Source organism: Brevibacillus sp. MER 51, assembly GCF_023714195.1.
GTDB lineage: Bacteria > Bacillota > Bacilli > Brevibacillales > Brevibacillaceae > Brevibacillus.
Genome location: NZ_JAMAUS010000007.1, coordinates 250,084 through 264,953 on the forward strand (window position 1 = coordinate 250,084; position 14,870 = coordinate 264,953).

Genomic DNA, 14,870 nt, shown 5'->3' on the forward strand with positions numbered 1-14,870 from the left:
AAACGCCCGAGGGGGTTCTCCATACTCATGAAAAAGCATCTCTACATCAACGGACAATGGAAAGAAGCAAAAGAATACGCGCCGCTCCACTCCCCGTATTCTGGGGAGCTGCTGGCTGAAATCGCTCAGGCAGACGATCATGACGTCGACGAGGCAATCAAGGCGGCAAAAGCTGCTGCCAAAGTCATGGCGAAAATGCCAGCTAGTCAGCGAGCTTTGATACTAGAGAAGGCCGTTGCGATTATGGAGGCACGCAAGGAAGAACTGGCGATCATCCTCGCACAGGAAGCCGCCAAGCCACTTCGCACGGGTCGTGTAGAAATTGCTCGGACGATCCAGACCTACAAGTTTGCAGCAGAAGAAGCGAAGCGTATCCACGGAGAGACGGTGCCGCTCGATGCAGCACCGGGCGGTGAAGGACGTCTTGCTTTTACCGTACGCAAGCCGATTGGCGTAGTTGGCGCGATCACGCCTTTTAACTTTCCATTCAATCTCGTGGCACACAAGGTCGGGCCTGCCATTGCCGCAGGAAATACTGTCGTGCTGAAGCCAGCGAGTCAGACGCCGCTCAGCTCGCTGATCCTGGCCGACATTTTCGCAGAGGCGGGATTGCCTGCCGGAGCGCTCAATATTTTGCCTGGAAAAGGCGCAGTCGTAGGGGAAAAGCTGGTCACTGACAGCCGAATTGCCGCGATCACGTTTACCGGAAGTCCTGCGGTTGGAATCGCGATGAAAAACAAAGCGGGACTCAAACGCGTGACCTTGGAGCTTGGCTCCAACTCCGCAGTGATCATTGACCACAACGTGGAAATTACGCAAGCATTGATTGATCGTTGCGTGACGGGTGCCTTCTCCTTTAGCGGTCAAGTGTGCATCTCGCTGCAACGCGTCTATATTCACCAGAGCAAGTACGAAGAGTTCCTGGAAAAGTTTAAGGCTGGCACAGAAAAGCTCGTGCTGGGTGATCCGCTGAACGAAGCGACAGACATGTCCTCCGTGATCTCCGCCAAGGATCATGAACGCATGGGAGCATGGGTACAGGAAGCAGTAGAAGCAGGGGCACACGTAGTTACTGGCGGGAAGCCTGTCAGTGACAACCTCTTTGCCCCTACGATTCTGACCAATGTCGGCGCTCATGTTGCCGTCTCTTGCCAGGAGGTATTCGGTCCAATCGTAGTCGTTACACCGTTTGAGACGATGGACGAAGCGATTGAAGCGGTAAATGACTCCCGATTCGGCTTGCAGGCAGGTATCTATACGAGTGACATTCACGCGGCTATGCGCGCAGCGGAAGAGCTGGAGGTCGGAGGCGTGATGATCAACGACATTCCGACGTTCCGCGTGGACAACATGCCGTATGGCGGTGTGAAAGACAGTGGTTTTGGCCGCGAAGGTATCAAGTATGCGGTCGAGGAATTAACGGAACTAAAATTAATCGCGATCAAACTGTAACAGCGAATGACGGGCCCGATGAGGCTCGTCTTTTTTTGATAATAGCGTCTTGATGGCGATTTTCCCAATTTCCATAAATTGTCACATATGAAACCGCTTCATAAAGTTGTTTGATTTAGATGGTTATGTTAGTCTAGCGTGTGGAGGCAGACTATGTTCATTTTTGCGGAGGAGTGTTTGATTACACTTGACTTGTTGCGCAGATGAAATAGTCGTTTTTTTATGCGAAAAGGGCATTTCTTACATGAAAAGGGGACAATCATGATTAGTCATTGGAAAGGGGCCAGTGGGTTCCGAGTATTTCAATGGATCTCCCTTGTAGGGATCGTGGCATTATTGGCAGGCTGTTCACCGTTTCAGGGGAATGAAAACGGTGCAGATAACGGACCTGCGTCAGTCAAACCTGAAAAAATCGAGCGTTACAAAGGGGAAAAGAGCAAGGCAGTGTCGATGGTCTACACGACGCAAAGACAGCTTGCCCTTACTTTTAATGGGATGGCAGATAAAGACAAGATGAAAAGATTGCTGGATGAGTTGGACAAGTACCACATCAAGGCAGCTTTTTTCATGCCAGGAATGAGAGTAGCTGAAGAGCCTGACATTGCGCGAGAAATTGTCGCCAGAGGTCACGAGATCGAAAACAATACGTTGAACAATTCTGCTTTGCAGAACCAACCTTACGAGAAAATGTACAAAGACATCGAGTTGACCAATGAGGTCATTCATAGAGAAACGGACAAAACACCGCGGTATATCAGAACAAAGTCGGGTGAATACAACGACGATCTCCGATTGGTAGCTGCTCACAATGGACAAGAAGCCGTCGTGTCCGCCAGTCTGTTTCTGCACAATTGGCAAAAAGAGACGGAGGAGCAAAAAATTCATTACCTAAGAAAATATATGAATCGCGGCGGCATCATCGCGATGGATACAGAGGAGAACAAGTCTGTCGTAGAAAACATCCGGCTACTGGCAGAGGCAGCTACTCATGTCGGTTACAGATTCGTCCCCTTGCACGAATTGATTGCACAAGGAGGGGAGCGAAAGCCGCTGCAAGATATTCCGGGTTTTGATGCAGCAAAAATGAATGTGGCGTATTACGAGTCCAAGCCAAATCTCATCTATCGAAAAGAAACGGACAAGAAGATGGTCGCCTTGTCTTTCGATGATTGGGGTACGGATCAAACAGTTACGAAGATTCTCGATATCCTGGACAAAAAGGGAGTAAAGGCTTCGTTTTTCCTTCGTGCAGATGGTGTAGAGCGAAATCCAAACTTGGCGAGAGCAATTGCGGAAGCGGGACACGACGTAGCCAATCACACCTATTCTCACCCGGTGAATACCAAAATTGCGCCGGAAGAGTTACAAAAAGAGATTGTTAAAGCCCATCAGATCATTACGGAAGCGATTCAGCAGAAGCCGACGATGTATTTCAGACCGCCGACTGGGGCGTTCGACGATCAGACACTCAAGGCGATTGCAGCAACGGGCTACAAGGATATTACGATTTATGATGTGACGCCGTCCGATTACGACAAGAAACGGAGTGCGGACGATATCGTCAAAACCATTATGGAGCAGACACGGAGCGGAAGCGTGATCCTGCTGCACATGCTCGATGATATTCACACAGTAGAGGCGCTACCAATCGTAATTGACCAGCTTAGAAGCAAAGGATACACGCTTGTACCCATGACAGAGATGTTTGGCCAATAAAGCCCAAAACAGAACAGGGAGAGGGACCAGCTTATGAATTTGTACGAAGGGATTGTGGAGAGGAAGGAAAAAATTGCTGTCGTCGGTCTTGGGTACGTAGGCTTGCCGATTGCGATGGCACTGTCAAAACGTTCTTCTGTGATTGGATTCGATGTAAACAAAGAGAAAGTAGCAGCCTATCAAAAGGGAAACTTTCATGATGTGGACGTGGAACAGGAGCTGACGAGTGACTCTGCTATTGAATTCACTTCAGATGAAAATAGATTGCAGGAAGCGCGATTTTTTATCGTGGCCGTGCCTACTCCGGTCAAAAGCGGCAATGTTCCAGACCTGAAATTTGTAGAAAGCGCGTCCCGCATGGTGGGCAGACAGTTGAGAAAAGGGGCAATCGTCGTATTTGAATCGACTGTTTATCCTGGGGCAACCGAAGATGTTTGCTTGCCGATTCTGGAGGCGGAATCGGGCTTGCGTTGTGGTATAGACTTCAAGATCGGCTATTCACCTGAACGCATCAACCCGGGAGACAAGGTAAATCGTCTGGAAAACATCGTCAAGATCGTATCGGGGATGGATGAAGAAACACTGGGAATCGTAGCAAGCGTCTACGAGCTCGTGATCAAGGCAGGCGTTTATCGAGCAGAAAGCATCAAGGTAGCGGAAGCGGCAAAAGTCATTGAAAATGCTCAGCGGGATGTCAATATTGCGTTTATGAATGAGCTGGCGATGCTGTTCAACCAGATGGATATTCCGACGAAAGCAGTATTGAAAGCGGCAGGAACCAAGTGGAACTTCCTCCCTTTTTCACCGGGCTTGGTTGGCGGGCATTGCATCGGTATCGACCCGTACTATTTAACGTACAAAGCAGAAGACAGCGGCTATCGCTCCCGCATCATTTTGGCAGCTAGACACATTAACGATGGCATGGGGAAATATGTCGCCCAACAAATCATTAAGATGGCTGTTCGCTCGAAGCTCGATCTTCAAAATGTAAGGATCGGTATATTAGGTCTGTCATACAAAGAAGACTGCGCAGATATCAGAAATACCAAGGTGACGGATATTATTGAGGAATTGAAAGAATACGGCATAAATCCGTTGGTCGTAGACCCGATGGTGAATCCTCGGGAGGCATACGAGGAATACGGCATCGAGCTGTCAGAGATGGGGGCTCTCCACGACTTGGACATAGTGGTTGTAGCGGTACCGCATGCTCCCTTTGCCCAGATGGAAGTCGCTGATTTTGCCGCAATGTACGGTAAGAATGAAGCAAAAATCATGATCGATATAAAAGAGATTTATTCCAAAGCTGACTTTGTAAACAGTGGATTTCATTACTGGAGCTTGTAGGCAGTGGAGGGGAGAGAGCGGCAGTGATGAAACGGTTGATAGAGAAAATAAAGCCGAAAAAGAAAGAGAAAATCCAAGAAGTACTGACGGTTTCCAAAACAGAGAGGCGCGTGTTATCGAATGTGCCAGACCCGGAGAAAATTCGTGTCCAAGTGGATCGCCGCGGTGCTAAAGATACGAATGAGCCAGGAAAGCTGGAGGACCCGGAATACCTGAATCGCATTCGGATGCTGAGTCTGCGCTATATGGCGGATTTCCCGGTGACGCTGTTGACCAAGAAACAGCGGATCAAGGATGGAATCAAGGCCAGAGCCGTCGATATTTCTTCGACTGGTCTATTAGTGGAACTAGATTCGGAGATGGAAGACATCCAGATGGGACAAGTGTTTATGATCCAGTGCACAATCCCGCCAGGTACAATGCCAGAAGGCTATGAGTCAACGGTGAAGCTGGATGCAACGGTTGTTCGCTCGTTTACCCAGGAGGAGGACGGGCGTCAGAAGTTCATGCTCGCCTTCGAGTTTTCCAAACCGCTGACCGAGTATTTTCACAAAAAGCGCTGGGGATACGCCATTTATATTGCAAGTACTTTCTTGTTTTTCGCTGCGGCGTTTATCGTGCTCATGCGCGCGGAGAGTGTGATTTATTTCAAATACAACATGTACTTGTATTTGTACAGCTTGATTGCCGCTGCCTTTTTGCTGACACGGTATTTATTCGGTGCTCTTTATCGGGGGGTTCCCGTCAATCCGGACTATACACCGGGCGTGAGCATCATTATTCCGTGCTTTAACGAAGAGCAGTGGATTCACCGGACGATTTTGAGTTGTGTGAATCAGAACTACCCGATTGATAAGCTGGAGGTCATCGTGGTAGACGACCGCTCGACAGACCGATCAGCAGAAGAGATTCAAAAGGTCATCGATATGATTCATAACGAGGCCGAGCGCTATATGACCCGCGAGCGCGTGAGGATGCACATTCTTCCGGAAAACGGCGGGAAACGGGTCGCTTTGGTAAAAGGTGTGGAAATGGCCAAGCACGATTTGGTTGTCTTCGTTGATTCGGACAGCTTTTTGGAACCGACTGCGATTCGCAACCTCGTACAGCCTTTCCAAGACCCGAAAATGGGTGGTGTCGCAGGGCGTACGGATGTGGAAAACAAGTTCACCAACTCAATCACCAAGCTGCAAACCGTTCGTTACTACATTGCCTTTCGCATCATGAAAGCGGCTGAGTCGTGGTTTGACAGTGTCACTTGCTTGTCTGGGCCGTTGTCTTGCTATCGTAAGGAATTGATTTTGCAGCATTCTGAAGCATGGCTGAATCAGAAGTTTCTCGGGCAGCCAGCCACTTTTGGCGATGACCGAAGCATGACCAACTTTATTTTGCGAACACATCGGACGGGCTATCAGGATTCTGCGATTTGCTCGACGATTGTGCCGTCAGATATGAACGTATTTTTGAAGCAGCAGATGCGCTGGAAGCGTTCGTGGTTGAGGGAATCTTTGCGTGCCAGCGGCTTTATTTGGCGCAAGGAGCCTTTTATGGCGATCTTCTTTTACATTGGTCTGATTGTTCCTATCGCTGCTCCTGTCATCGTCCTGTACAACCTCGTATACGTCCCGCTCGTTCATCACATTTTCCCGGGCACGTTTTTAATGGGCTTGCTGTTGATGGCGCTCTTAATGAGTTTGGCCCATCTGTTTTTCCGTAGAAGCAAGCTATGGGTTTTCGGGATTGTCTTTTGTGTGTTTTATGAGCTGGTGCTGTTGTGGCAGATGCCTGTGGCTTGGGTGACATTCTGGAAATCTACTTGGGGTACGCGAGAAACACCGCAGGACGTCGAAGCGAGATTGAAAAAAGAAGCCCGAAAAAAGAACAAAAAAGGCTTTGGCCTGCCATTTTAAGAGGGAAAGCCAAAGGGAGTGAAGGTGTCAGGAGCTATGGGGAAAACGACGAGCGATGTCTTGGACTATCGGAAAAAAGATCGCAATAAATTCATCAAGACGCTGATCCAGGTCGCTATCTTGGTCGTCCTGGGTGTCATGTTATATAATGCCGCCTTTGATTGGAAGAAGTACGAGGAGCCGAATAAAGCGAGCTGGACGAATGACAAAGGCTTTATCGCCATCTCCTATTTTGGCGTAGGTCGTACGGGGACACCGAAATTAGTAGCCAAGAAGCAATTGGACGAGCAGCTGCAGGCGTTGTATGACCAGGGGTATCAAACGATCTCGCAACAAGATATCTTGGATTTTTACAAGAAAAAGAAGCCACTTCCTGACAAGGCTCTGTTCCTAGCCTTTGAAGATGGCCGCAACGATTCGAGCTTGTTTGCCCAGCCGCTTTTGGAGAAGTACAACTTCAAAGCGACGGCATTGTCATACGGCAATAAGATGGGAAACAGCGAGAACAAATTCCTGCAGCCGGAAGACATGAAAAAAATGATGGAAAACGGCTACTGGGAGCTCGGTTCCAACGGTTATCGACTGACGTATATCAATGTATTTGATGATCAGGGCAATTTCATCGGGGTGAAGGATGAGAGTGAATTATCGAATAAAACAAAGGTAGGCTACTATAATCATTACTTGATGGACTTTATTCGTGACAGCAATATGATCCCGATGGAAGACAGAAGCAAGATGGAAGCGAGAATCAATGAAGACTACAAGCTGATGAATGATACATATATGGATCAATTGGGCTTTGTCCCGGGTGCCTATATGATCATGCATGCGAACACCCTGTATGGCGGGATGAATCGCTTGGTAGCGGATGCGAACGACGCGAATATCAAAAAGTATTTTACGATGCACTTTAACCGGGAAGGAAACGCCTACAACGACAACAAGAGCAATCTGTACAACCTGACTCGCGTGCAGCCAGAGCCTTATTGGTACACGAATCATTTGTTGATGCGCATCCAAAAAGACACTGACGAAAAGATTCGCTTCGTGCGCGGCGATGAAGAGCAAGCGAAAGAGTGGGACCGTCTCGGTGGCGCTGCGCAATTTATGGAGGATCAGATTGTCTTGACCTCTCCAGCTGCTGGCTCTGGCATGTTATATTTAAAAAACAGCGACAGCCAGCAGGATATCAAGCTTTCTGCCAAGCTGGAAGGGAATGTAATCGGTAAGCAATCTATTTATTTGCGCTATGATCGGGAAAAAGACAGCTATGTACGGGTCGTCCTGCATGATAATGAGCTGCGCGTCGAGCAGAAGAAGGAAAAAGGCGAGGTACAGGAGCTTTTCAAGACGGAATTGAGCCAAGTGATTTGGAATCCTGAGGATTTGACCTTCGACCGTGCCTCTGTTTATACGAGAGAACAAGGTGAGTCTGGTGCTCCCGAGCTGGAAAAATACCCGATCAACATTAAAAATACGCGTTCATTCGAAATGACTGTTCAAGGGGACCGTCTCAGTGTTTCCGTGGATAAGACAACGCTCTTGGACAAGCAACAGATCGACCCAAGCGTTAGCAACGGTGGAGTTGCATTGGAAGCGGCCTATAGTGAAGTGAACAAAAAGGACGACATTTATGACGGGGTGTTTGCGGACGTACAGATTGCGTCCTTAGAGCAACCAAATGATGAGCAGCAGATGCTGTTCAGCAATGTGCAGACAGGGCTTGCAGGAGTCGTCAGTTCGATCAAGAAAGCTATTTCTGTCGCAATGGACTGGGTCATCGACACCTTTTAAATCCGAAACAAGGGGGCTCCGTGCAAGGTGTCAAACATCAAGAAACGATCGATCATTTTGACTGCTCTTCTGATAGTAGTGTGTGTCATCCTCGTATGGTACATGATGAAATGGAACGATACCGAAAGCTTGGAGAGTGTAGATGCGGCTAACAACACGACGGAATTGTCCGCTTGGGTGGTAGACTGGCAGTGGGAATCCGGTTTGGAGGATTTCCGCAGGATGACGGATGGCTTGTCCAGTTTGCAGGTTTTCGCGGCGTATTTTGATGAAAATGACAAGCTGCATTTTACTGACCGCATGATCAAGGCGATGCCTGAGATCAAGGAAGCATCGAAGCAGGGTAGCTATGTCGACCTAGATTTGACCATTGTGAATGATCGCCTTAACAATGATGGTACGCAGGTTCAAAAGGACCCGTCGATTGTCAGCCGTCTCATGGCGACAGATGCAAGCCGTACCAAGCATATTATGGAGATCAAGAATGCCGTGATCCAGAATGGCTTTCATGGTTTAGAAATCGATTATGAGAGAATTGACGAGAAAGACTGGGACAACTTCCTTACTTTTATCCATACCTTGTATCAGCATATGGAGAAGGAGGGAAAGTCGCTTCGCTTCGTATTGGAGCCGCGCGCGCCGATTGAAGAGTTGGCATTGCCAAAGGGCCCTACTTACGTCATGATGGCTTATAATTTGTACGGTACGAATACAGAGCCAGGGCCCAAAGCTGATCATGCATTTATCGAGGAGCTTGCACATCGTATGCAAAAAGTGCCGGGTGACAAGGTCATGGCCCTATCTGTAGGCGGGTTTGACTGGGCTAGTGATGGAAAAGTGACGGCAGTGACAGAAAAGCAGGCAGATGACCTTGCTGTGTCAAGTATCGAGCCACCCAAGCGAGATAAAGCGAGCGGCAGTTTGTACTTCGACTATATGGGTGAGGACGGTCAAAAGCACACGGTTTGGTATGCGGATGAAGAGACACTGTCTCAATGGGTTGCGGTCGCAAAGAAAGCGGGTATTGAGAGAATCGCGCTTTGGCGACTCGGTGACATGGGGGAAGGGACGTTGCAATATGTGAATCGATGAGGGGCTGTGGTGGAGGGAAGAAGCGAATTTCCAGTCTACGCTTCGGCCTACGCAGCTCTTGATTCACATCTTGCAGAGTTGATATAAATCAAGAAAAGCAAGATGGCTATCACTGTGGGGACAACCCATCCATCCGGAATTTACTAGAATGTTTTTCGATCACGATGTAACTTTGTACCGGAGATGAACGTTATAATGCTAGAAGCGGTAGTCTGCTCTTTTACAGGGCGGCTGCTACATTATGATTTTGGACTTCATTCATAGGAGCGTGGAATTTTTGGGTCTCTGGGAAGCGTTTGTTGCGATTGTGCTGGGGCTAGTAGAAGGTTTGACTGAGTTTGCTCCGGTTTCCTCTACGGGTCACATGATCATCGTGGATGACTTTTTGTTCCAAACGAAAGATTTGTTTTCACCGGAAGTGGCCAACACCTTCAAAATTGTCATTCAGCTCGGCTCGATTTTGGCTGTCGTGGTTTTGATGTGGGATCGGTTCATGAGTTTGCTCGGCCTCAACAGACTGGCTGGTAAGCGTGAGGTTCAGGCAGGACCTCGGCTGAATTTGGCTACGGTCATTGTCGGTTTGATTCCTGCGGGGATTCTGGGTGTTCTGTTTGACGACTACATCGATGAGTATTTGTTTTCGACGAAGACTGTGGTAATCGGACTCGTGCTAGGAGCTCTTCTCATGCTTGCTGCGGATTGGTTCCGACCAAGACGGCCCAAGATCGAGTCGGTTGATCAGATTACGTACAAGCAGGCATTTCTGGTCGGACTTATTCAATGCTTCTCCCTGTGGCCTGGCTTTTCCCGTTCAGGTTCTACGATCTCCGGGGGCGTACTGTTGGGCATGAGCCATCGGGCGGCGGCAGACTTCACGTTTATTATGGCGGTGCCGATCATGGCGGGCGCGAGCTTTTTGTCGCTGTTGAAGCGTTGGGATGCGATTACAATGGATAGCATTCCGTTTTTCGTCATCGGTTTTATTAGCGCGTTTGTGTTTGCGCTCCTGTCGATTCGTTTCTTCTTGAAGCTGATCAACCGCATCAAGCTGACGCCTTTTGCGATTTACCGTCTGGTGCTGGCAGCAGTTATTTACTTTGTATTTATGTAAAAATCAAAAATACGACAAAGGCTCCCAATTGGGAGCCTTATTTTAATCATTCGCCTTTATCTCACTCGGTTTTTCAATAATAATTCCGTTTAACTTAAGCGTAACAGGATTCGCGATCGTATCTCCAACGGGGCATGTTTGTTCCAAAAACTCCACAAAAGACTCTACCTGCTCTCTAGGAGCATCGGTTTTGATATGAAAGGTGTATCGAATCTCGGAATACCCGCGTCGGACATCAGATTTGTTCATGAAGCCATCCGTATCGAGATCGCCTTCAACCTCCACCCAAAAATCGTCGAGTTGAACGTTAAACTTCCTGGCATATACTCTGGCAACGATAGATTGGCAGGCGCCTAATGCGGAGAGTACCAGTTCAACCGGGTTCATGCCGGTATCCGTACCTCCCAAGCTTTTCGGTTCATCGATGGTTATCTCGAAATTTCTCGAACTGGCCTTCACAACCATTCCCTTCTGTAGATGTGCAGTTGCTTTGAATGTTTCAACAGGCATGATACACACTCCCTTCTGGATAATCAATACAAGTAAACTCTACCATAGTTTTCCAATAACCATTGAGAAAATTTCTGCATTTATGCAAACGGGTGTCTCGTTCACTGCACACAGCTAATAATAAAAAGGGGCTGTCCCAAAAGTCGATTTCCCGACTGAGAGACGCCCCTTCTATCTTTTATTTCAAAAGATAAACCGCACGCGTAGTCATAAATCCTTTGACATCTTCGCCTTTATCCAGCTTTTGCTCGACGAAAGGAATGCCAGCTTCTTGCAGACGTACTTTCACCGCATTGAAATGGTGGAAGTCTACGACCAGCGTTTTGTTGCTTGCTTTGATTTCTTCTAGCTGCTTTTTCACTAATGCATTGGCGCCAGACTGTCCAATGATATGAGAAGCATTTACCATTACCATATTGGCGAGTAAAATGACGACCAGAACCCTGCCCGCATAGCGGAAAAAGCCCTTCTGAATATCCCAGACTGCCAGCGCAATCAAGAGTGGAATCAGCCAAAGTTGCGGAACATAGCGCGCCCACCAGCTTTCCGGATTAATCAGCACGGTCACGAAGAGCACCAGACTGATCCACAAGAAAGGTGCCGCCTTTTTACGATGAGTCCCCAAAAGCAAGGCGACGAGAATCAGGCATGTGACAATCACAGTTCCTCCGAAAAGCGGTCCGAATCCGGCTACACGCACGTCAGGAGAGTAGAACACAGCGAGCTCTTTCCATGTGACCGTAAATGGCACTTTCCATGTAGGGCTATGGGGTGTTGCGATGTTCTCCGATTTGGAAAATAAGGAGATAGCCAGATTTTCTATGCTGGAATTGTCTTTTAAGCCATGCGGGCTGTTCGAGGTCATGATATCAACGGCGCCTTTGCCCGCCAACGGATAAAACGGATGTCCCTTGGTTAGCGTGTTGGTGACATACGGGTTGTACCCGACAACCCCTACGGTGATAACCAGACTAATTGAAAGCCACACGAGCATGCTTTTGAAGTGCTGACGGCGATCGTAGAAAAGGAAGAGCACGAGAATTGCCAAGCCGAGCAGTCCGGCATACCCCAATGCCGTGAATTTGATCTGGGCCAGCAGCATGAGCGCTGCGCATAGTGCCAGTAGCGTCCAGGCATGGTATCGCTTATACAGCAGATAGCCAAGAGCGCAGATCATAAGCACGAGTGAGCCAAGCTGTCCGTCAATATAGAAGGAAGTCGATTGCGTAATCACAGTAGGATTGAACGCTGCGAGCAGCGCGAAGGCAATCGCCGCCCCTTTTCTCTCTGGGAAAGCGGTTCGGATGGCAGCGAGGGTCAGGAAAAAGGACGATGCAATCAACAACAGGTTAAATATTTTGCTAACCTCAATCTGACCAGTAAGTTTATACATGACCGCATCAAGCATCCAAGGACCTTTGGCGTAATGATTGATCCACAGGTGAAAGGCCGAGAGAATCTCTTTATTGTCCATCTCCTCCACTTCTTTTGAACCAGGAGGCTTGAGGATGGGCTGGTCATGAACTGGGTTCCAGCCGTTGGTTATCTTCACGATTGCTTCTTGATGATACGTTTGTCCGTCAAAAGAGAGATCAAACGTATTGGCGCTGATGAAGTAGCTAATGCCTGAAACAATCACCAGTCCAGCCAATAGGGAGAAAAACCAGGCCCGGCGACGTGAACTTACGAAGACCGACACCATTCCTCCCAATGCAGCCAAAGCGGCAACGAGGCCAATCCAAAAGCTGGCGGCCGTCACGGATACGCCGAACAAAAATAAAACCGATGTGCTAAGCACAATCGTAGCCATAAACAATAGCAAAGCCGTCCCGAGCAGGAACGAGTACGTAGCTGTACGGTTATTCATGAACATAATCTCCTGTCTACGAATCTACTAGCCAATGAGGTTAGGGAGGTTCGCTGCCAGCAGATGCAATACGGTAGCAAGCAGTACCCCGAGTACCAGACCCCCGGCAATTTCCCATCTGGTATGTCCCATGCTTTCGCGCAAAGGCTTGGTGGGAAACACGTCCGGATGTTCCTTTGCGAGCTTGTTGAGTGCTTCTGCATGTTTTCCTACCGCTCTGCGCAATCCAGTCGCATCGATGATCACAATAAAAGTCACAGCCACGCCCAGCCCGAATGCCGGATGAGTAAAGCCCTCCTGCAAACCAATCAGAAACACAGTGGTCACCATAACGGTTGTGTGCGTGCTGGGAAACCCGCCGTTCCCGACCATTTCTTTGGCCCGAGACCCAAAACGGAGGTAATTGATCAAAAATTTGGTTATTCCAGACACGAGCCAGCCGATAAACGGCGCTGCTGCATATAACATGAGAAAACTCCTCTACGTGATGATTACGACTGAGAAATGACGACGACGCCCACGACGATAATCGCCAGACCGGCAATGCGTGTAAGGGACAACGGTTCGTTGAAGATCAAGAAGGATAGCACAGCTACCAACACGTATCCAAGCGCTGCCATGGGATAAGCATAGGAAAGCTGCACCTTTTCCAGCGCAGCAATCCAGATAAACGCAGAAAGTCCGTAAAGCGCAAGTCCCACCATAATCGGCAGGTTCGTGAAATAGTGCAGGAACTTCAGTAACAGCATGTCATTGTTGCTGGTGAGCGAGGATGCGCCCATCTTCATCGCGACTTGTCCACACGCACTGAGGATCACGGAAACGATGATGAGAACAATAGATGGCATAGTCTGATCCACAACCTATCTGTGCAAGTAACTTCATGTACAAAGCAGGTTCAAAAAGTTGGCTTCCTTTTTGAACTTCCTTATTTAAATTCAAACACGTAAATAATCCCGGCTACCATGACGACATACAGGGACACCGTAATGAGAATCGGCTTGTCCTGCAACAAAACTTTTTCCGGACTGCCGCCCTGGCCTGCGACGGTGATCAAATACAGGTAACGGAAAATACCAAAGATCACGAGCGGAATGGTCCACATCAAGTGAATCGTGCGTCCTGAGGTAAAAGTGAACAAGGAATAGCTGATGATTGTCATGGTCGTCACAATCGTATTCAACTGATTCAATAACTCGGACGAATAACTGTCGAGCACTTTGCGATGCGTTCCTTTATCCTGCTGTAACAAAATCAGCTCGTGGCGACGTTTGCTGATGGCCAAAAACAGCGCGAGCAGCATCGTACAGAGTAAAAACCACGGCGTGAACGGCGTTTGGATCATCAGACTTCCGCCGATGGCACGCAAAACAAAGCCGGCTGAGATAATCATGACGTCCAGAATGACCACATGCTTCAGCTTCAGCGAGTAAGCGACGTTGAGTACAAAGTAGACCAGCAGCACGAGCGCGAATAATCGGTCAAAGTAATAAGCACTAAACAGGGAACCCAGAAGCAAAAACACACCAAATGCTAATGCGAGCGCTGGCGGCAATGCCCCAGAAGCCATGGGCCGGAACTGTTTTTCCGGGTGATTTCGGTCATTTTTGATATCGACAAAATCATTGAGGATGTAGACGCAGCCGGATACAAAACAAAACAGCAGGAAGGCCAGCACTGACTTTCCAATGACATCCGGACTTACTTTGTGCAAGGAAAATAGCAAGGCAGCAAAGACGAGCAAGTTTTTCGTCCATTGATGTGGACGAAGCTGCTTCACTAATAGGTAGACCATATTTTGTCGAACGCGTGGCGTTGTTTTGACGTCAACTTTAACAGAATTTGATGTTGCCCCCATATCTAACTCCTATCCTATTATCGAATCGTACCTTCTAATGACGGAAAATGTAAAAAGAAGGTTACACCTGTAATATGGTAACACAACTTCCCCCATAAAAATTTAACGATAACAGAAAAAATGTGAACTTGCGAGAAAGAATGATTGCCAAGAATAATATCGGGGGTTACAAGAAAACGCAGCCCTCGTGATGGAGCTGCGTTTTTCAGG

The 14,870-nt window shown here is 48.3% G+C and carries 12 protein-coding genes; 7 read left to right on the plus strand and 5 right to left on the minus strand.

Translation table 11 applies throughout. The features are described 5' to 3' along the window. Positions 1-27: 27 nt before the first annotated feature. From M3630_RS17195 to M3630_RS17225, 7 genes are all read left to right on the plus strand, one after another. The gene (locus M3630_RS17195) at positions 28-1,452 is read left to right on the plus strand and encodes an aldehyde dehydrogenase family protein (protein WP_173611764.1); all 1,425 of its coding nucleotides are present in this window, start codon (positions 28-30) and stop codon (positions 1,450-1,452) included. A gap of 261 nt (positions 1,453-1,713) precedes the next feature. Then, positions 1,714-3,168 (plus strand): polysaccharide deacetylase family protein, encoded by a 1,455-nt coding sequence (locus tag M3630_RS17200; protein ID WP_251252863.1) that lies wholly within the window; start codon positions 1,714-1,716, stop codon positions 3,166-3,168. 33 nt (positions 3,169-3,201) lie between these two features. Further along, positions 3,202-4,515, plus strand: coding sequence for a nucleotide sugar dehydrogenase (locus M3630_RS17205; protein WP_221868726.1), 1,314 nt, complete (start codon positions 3,202-3,204; stop codon positions 4,513-4,515). A 26-nt stretch (positions 4,516-4,541) separates the two neighbouring features. Next, positions 4,542-6,425 (plus strand): glycosyltransferase family 2 protein, encoded by a 1,884-nt coding sequence (locus M3630_RS17210; protein WP_251252864.1) that lies wholly within the window; start codon positions 4,542-4,544, stop codon positions 6,423-6,425. Between the two features lie 36 nt (positions 6,426-6,461). Beyond that, entirely contained in the window at positions 6,462-8,222 is a 1,761-nt protein-coding gene (locus tag M3630_RS17215) for a polysaccharide deacetylase family protein (protein WP_251252865.1), read from the plus strand. 27 nt (positions 8,223-8,249) lie between these two features. Further along, on the plus strand, positions 8,250-9,314 hold the full coding sequence (locus M3630_RS17220) for a glycosyl hydrolase family 18 protein (protein WP_251252866.1): 1,065 nt from the start codon (positions 8,250-8,252) through the stop codon (positions 9,312-9,314). 277 nt (positions 9,315-9,591) lie between these two features. Next, positions 9,592-10,425: an undecaprenyl-diphosphate phosphatase gene (locus tag M3630_RS17225; protein WP_232773662.1), complete on the plus strand. Its 834-nt coding sequence runs from the start codon at positions 9,592-9,594 to the stop codon at positions 10,423-10,425. 42 nt (positions 10,426-10,467) lie between these two features. Here M3630_RS17225 and M3630_RS17230 read toward each other — a convergent pair whose 3' ends face one another. The 5 genes from M3630_RS17230 to M3630_RS17250 form a co-directional block, all read right to left on the minus strand. After that, a complete protein-coding gene (locus M3630_RS17230; protein ID WP_232773661.1) occupies positions 10,468-10,935 on the minus strand; it encodes an OsmC family protein in 468 nt (155 codons plus the stop codon). 178 nt (positions 10,936-11,113) lie between these two features. Further along, entirely contained in the window at positions 11,114-12,802 is a 1,689-nt protein-coding gene (locus M3630_RS17235; protein ID WP_251252868.1) for a hypothetical protein, read from the minus strand. A gap of 27 nt (positions 12,803-12,829) precedes the next feature. Next, positions 12,830-13,270, minus strand: coding sequence for a divergent PAP2 family protein (locus M3630_RS17240; RefSeq protein WP_173611775.1), 441 nt, complete (start codon positions 13,268-13,270; stop codon positions 12,830-12,832). Positions 13,271-13,293: 23 nt separating this feature from the next. Next, positions 13,294-13,650, minus strand: a complete 357-nt coding sequence (locus M3630_RS17245) for an SMR family transporter (RefSeq protein ID WP_173611776.1) — start codon at positions 13,648-13,650, stop codon at positions 13,294-13,296. 80 nt (positions 13,651-13,730) lie between these two features. Further along, a complete protein-coding gene (locus M3630_RS17250; RefSeq protein ID WP_251252869.1) occupies positions 13,731-14,660 on the minus strand; it encodes a decaprenyl-phosphate phosphoribosyltransferase in 930 nt (309 codons plus the stop codon). Positions 14,661-14,870 lie beyond the last annotated feature (210 nt).

Bases quoted from the DNA above. Each gene is read 5' to 3' on its own strand.
- M3630_RS17195 (WP_173611764.1), top strand. From the start codon at position 28: ATGAAAAAGCATCTCTACATCAACGGACAATGGAAAGAAGCAAAAGAA.
- M3630_RS17200 (WP_251252863.1), top strand. From the start codon at position 1,714: ATGATTAGTCATTGGAAAGGGGCCAGTGGGTTCCGAGTATTTCAATGG.
- M3630_RS17205 (WP_221868726.1), top strand. From the start codon at position 3,202: ATGAATTTGTACGAAGGGATTGTGGAGAGGAAGGAAAAAATTGCTGTC.
- M3630_RS17210 (WP_251252864.1), top strand. From the start codon at position 4,542: ATGAAACGGTTGATAGAGAAAATAAAGCCGAAAAAGAAAGAGAAAATC.
- M3630_RS17215 (WP_251252865.1), top strand. From the start codon at position 6,462: ATGGGGAAAACGACGAGCGATGTCTTGGACTATCGGAAAAAAGATCGC.
- M3630_RS17230 (WP_232773661.1), bottom strand. From the start codon at position 10,935: ATGCCTGTTGAAACATTCAAAGCAACTGCACATCTACAGAAGGGAATG.
- M3630_RS17235 (WP_251252868.1), bottom strand. From the start codon at position 12,802: ATGAATAACCGTACAGCTACGTACTCGTTCCTGCTCGGGACGGCTTTG.
- M3630_RS17240 (WP_173611775.1), bottom strand. From the start codon at position 13,270: ATGTTATATGCAGCAGCGCCGTTTATCGGCTGGCTCGTGTCTGGAATA.
- M3630_RS17245 (WP_173611776.1), bottom strand. From the start codon at position 13,650: ATGCCATCTATTGTTCTCATCATCGTTTCCGTGATCCTCAGTGCGTGT.
- M3630_RS17250 (WP_251252869.1), bottom strand. From the start codon at position 14,660: ATGGGGGCAACATCAAATTCTGTTAAAGTTGACGTCAAAACAACGCCA.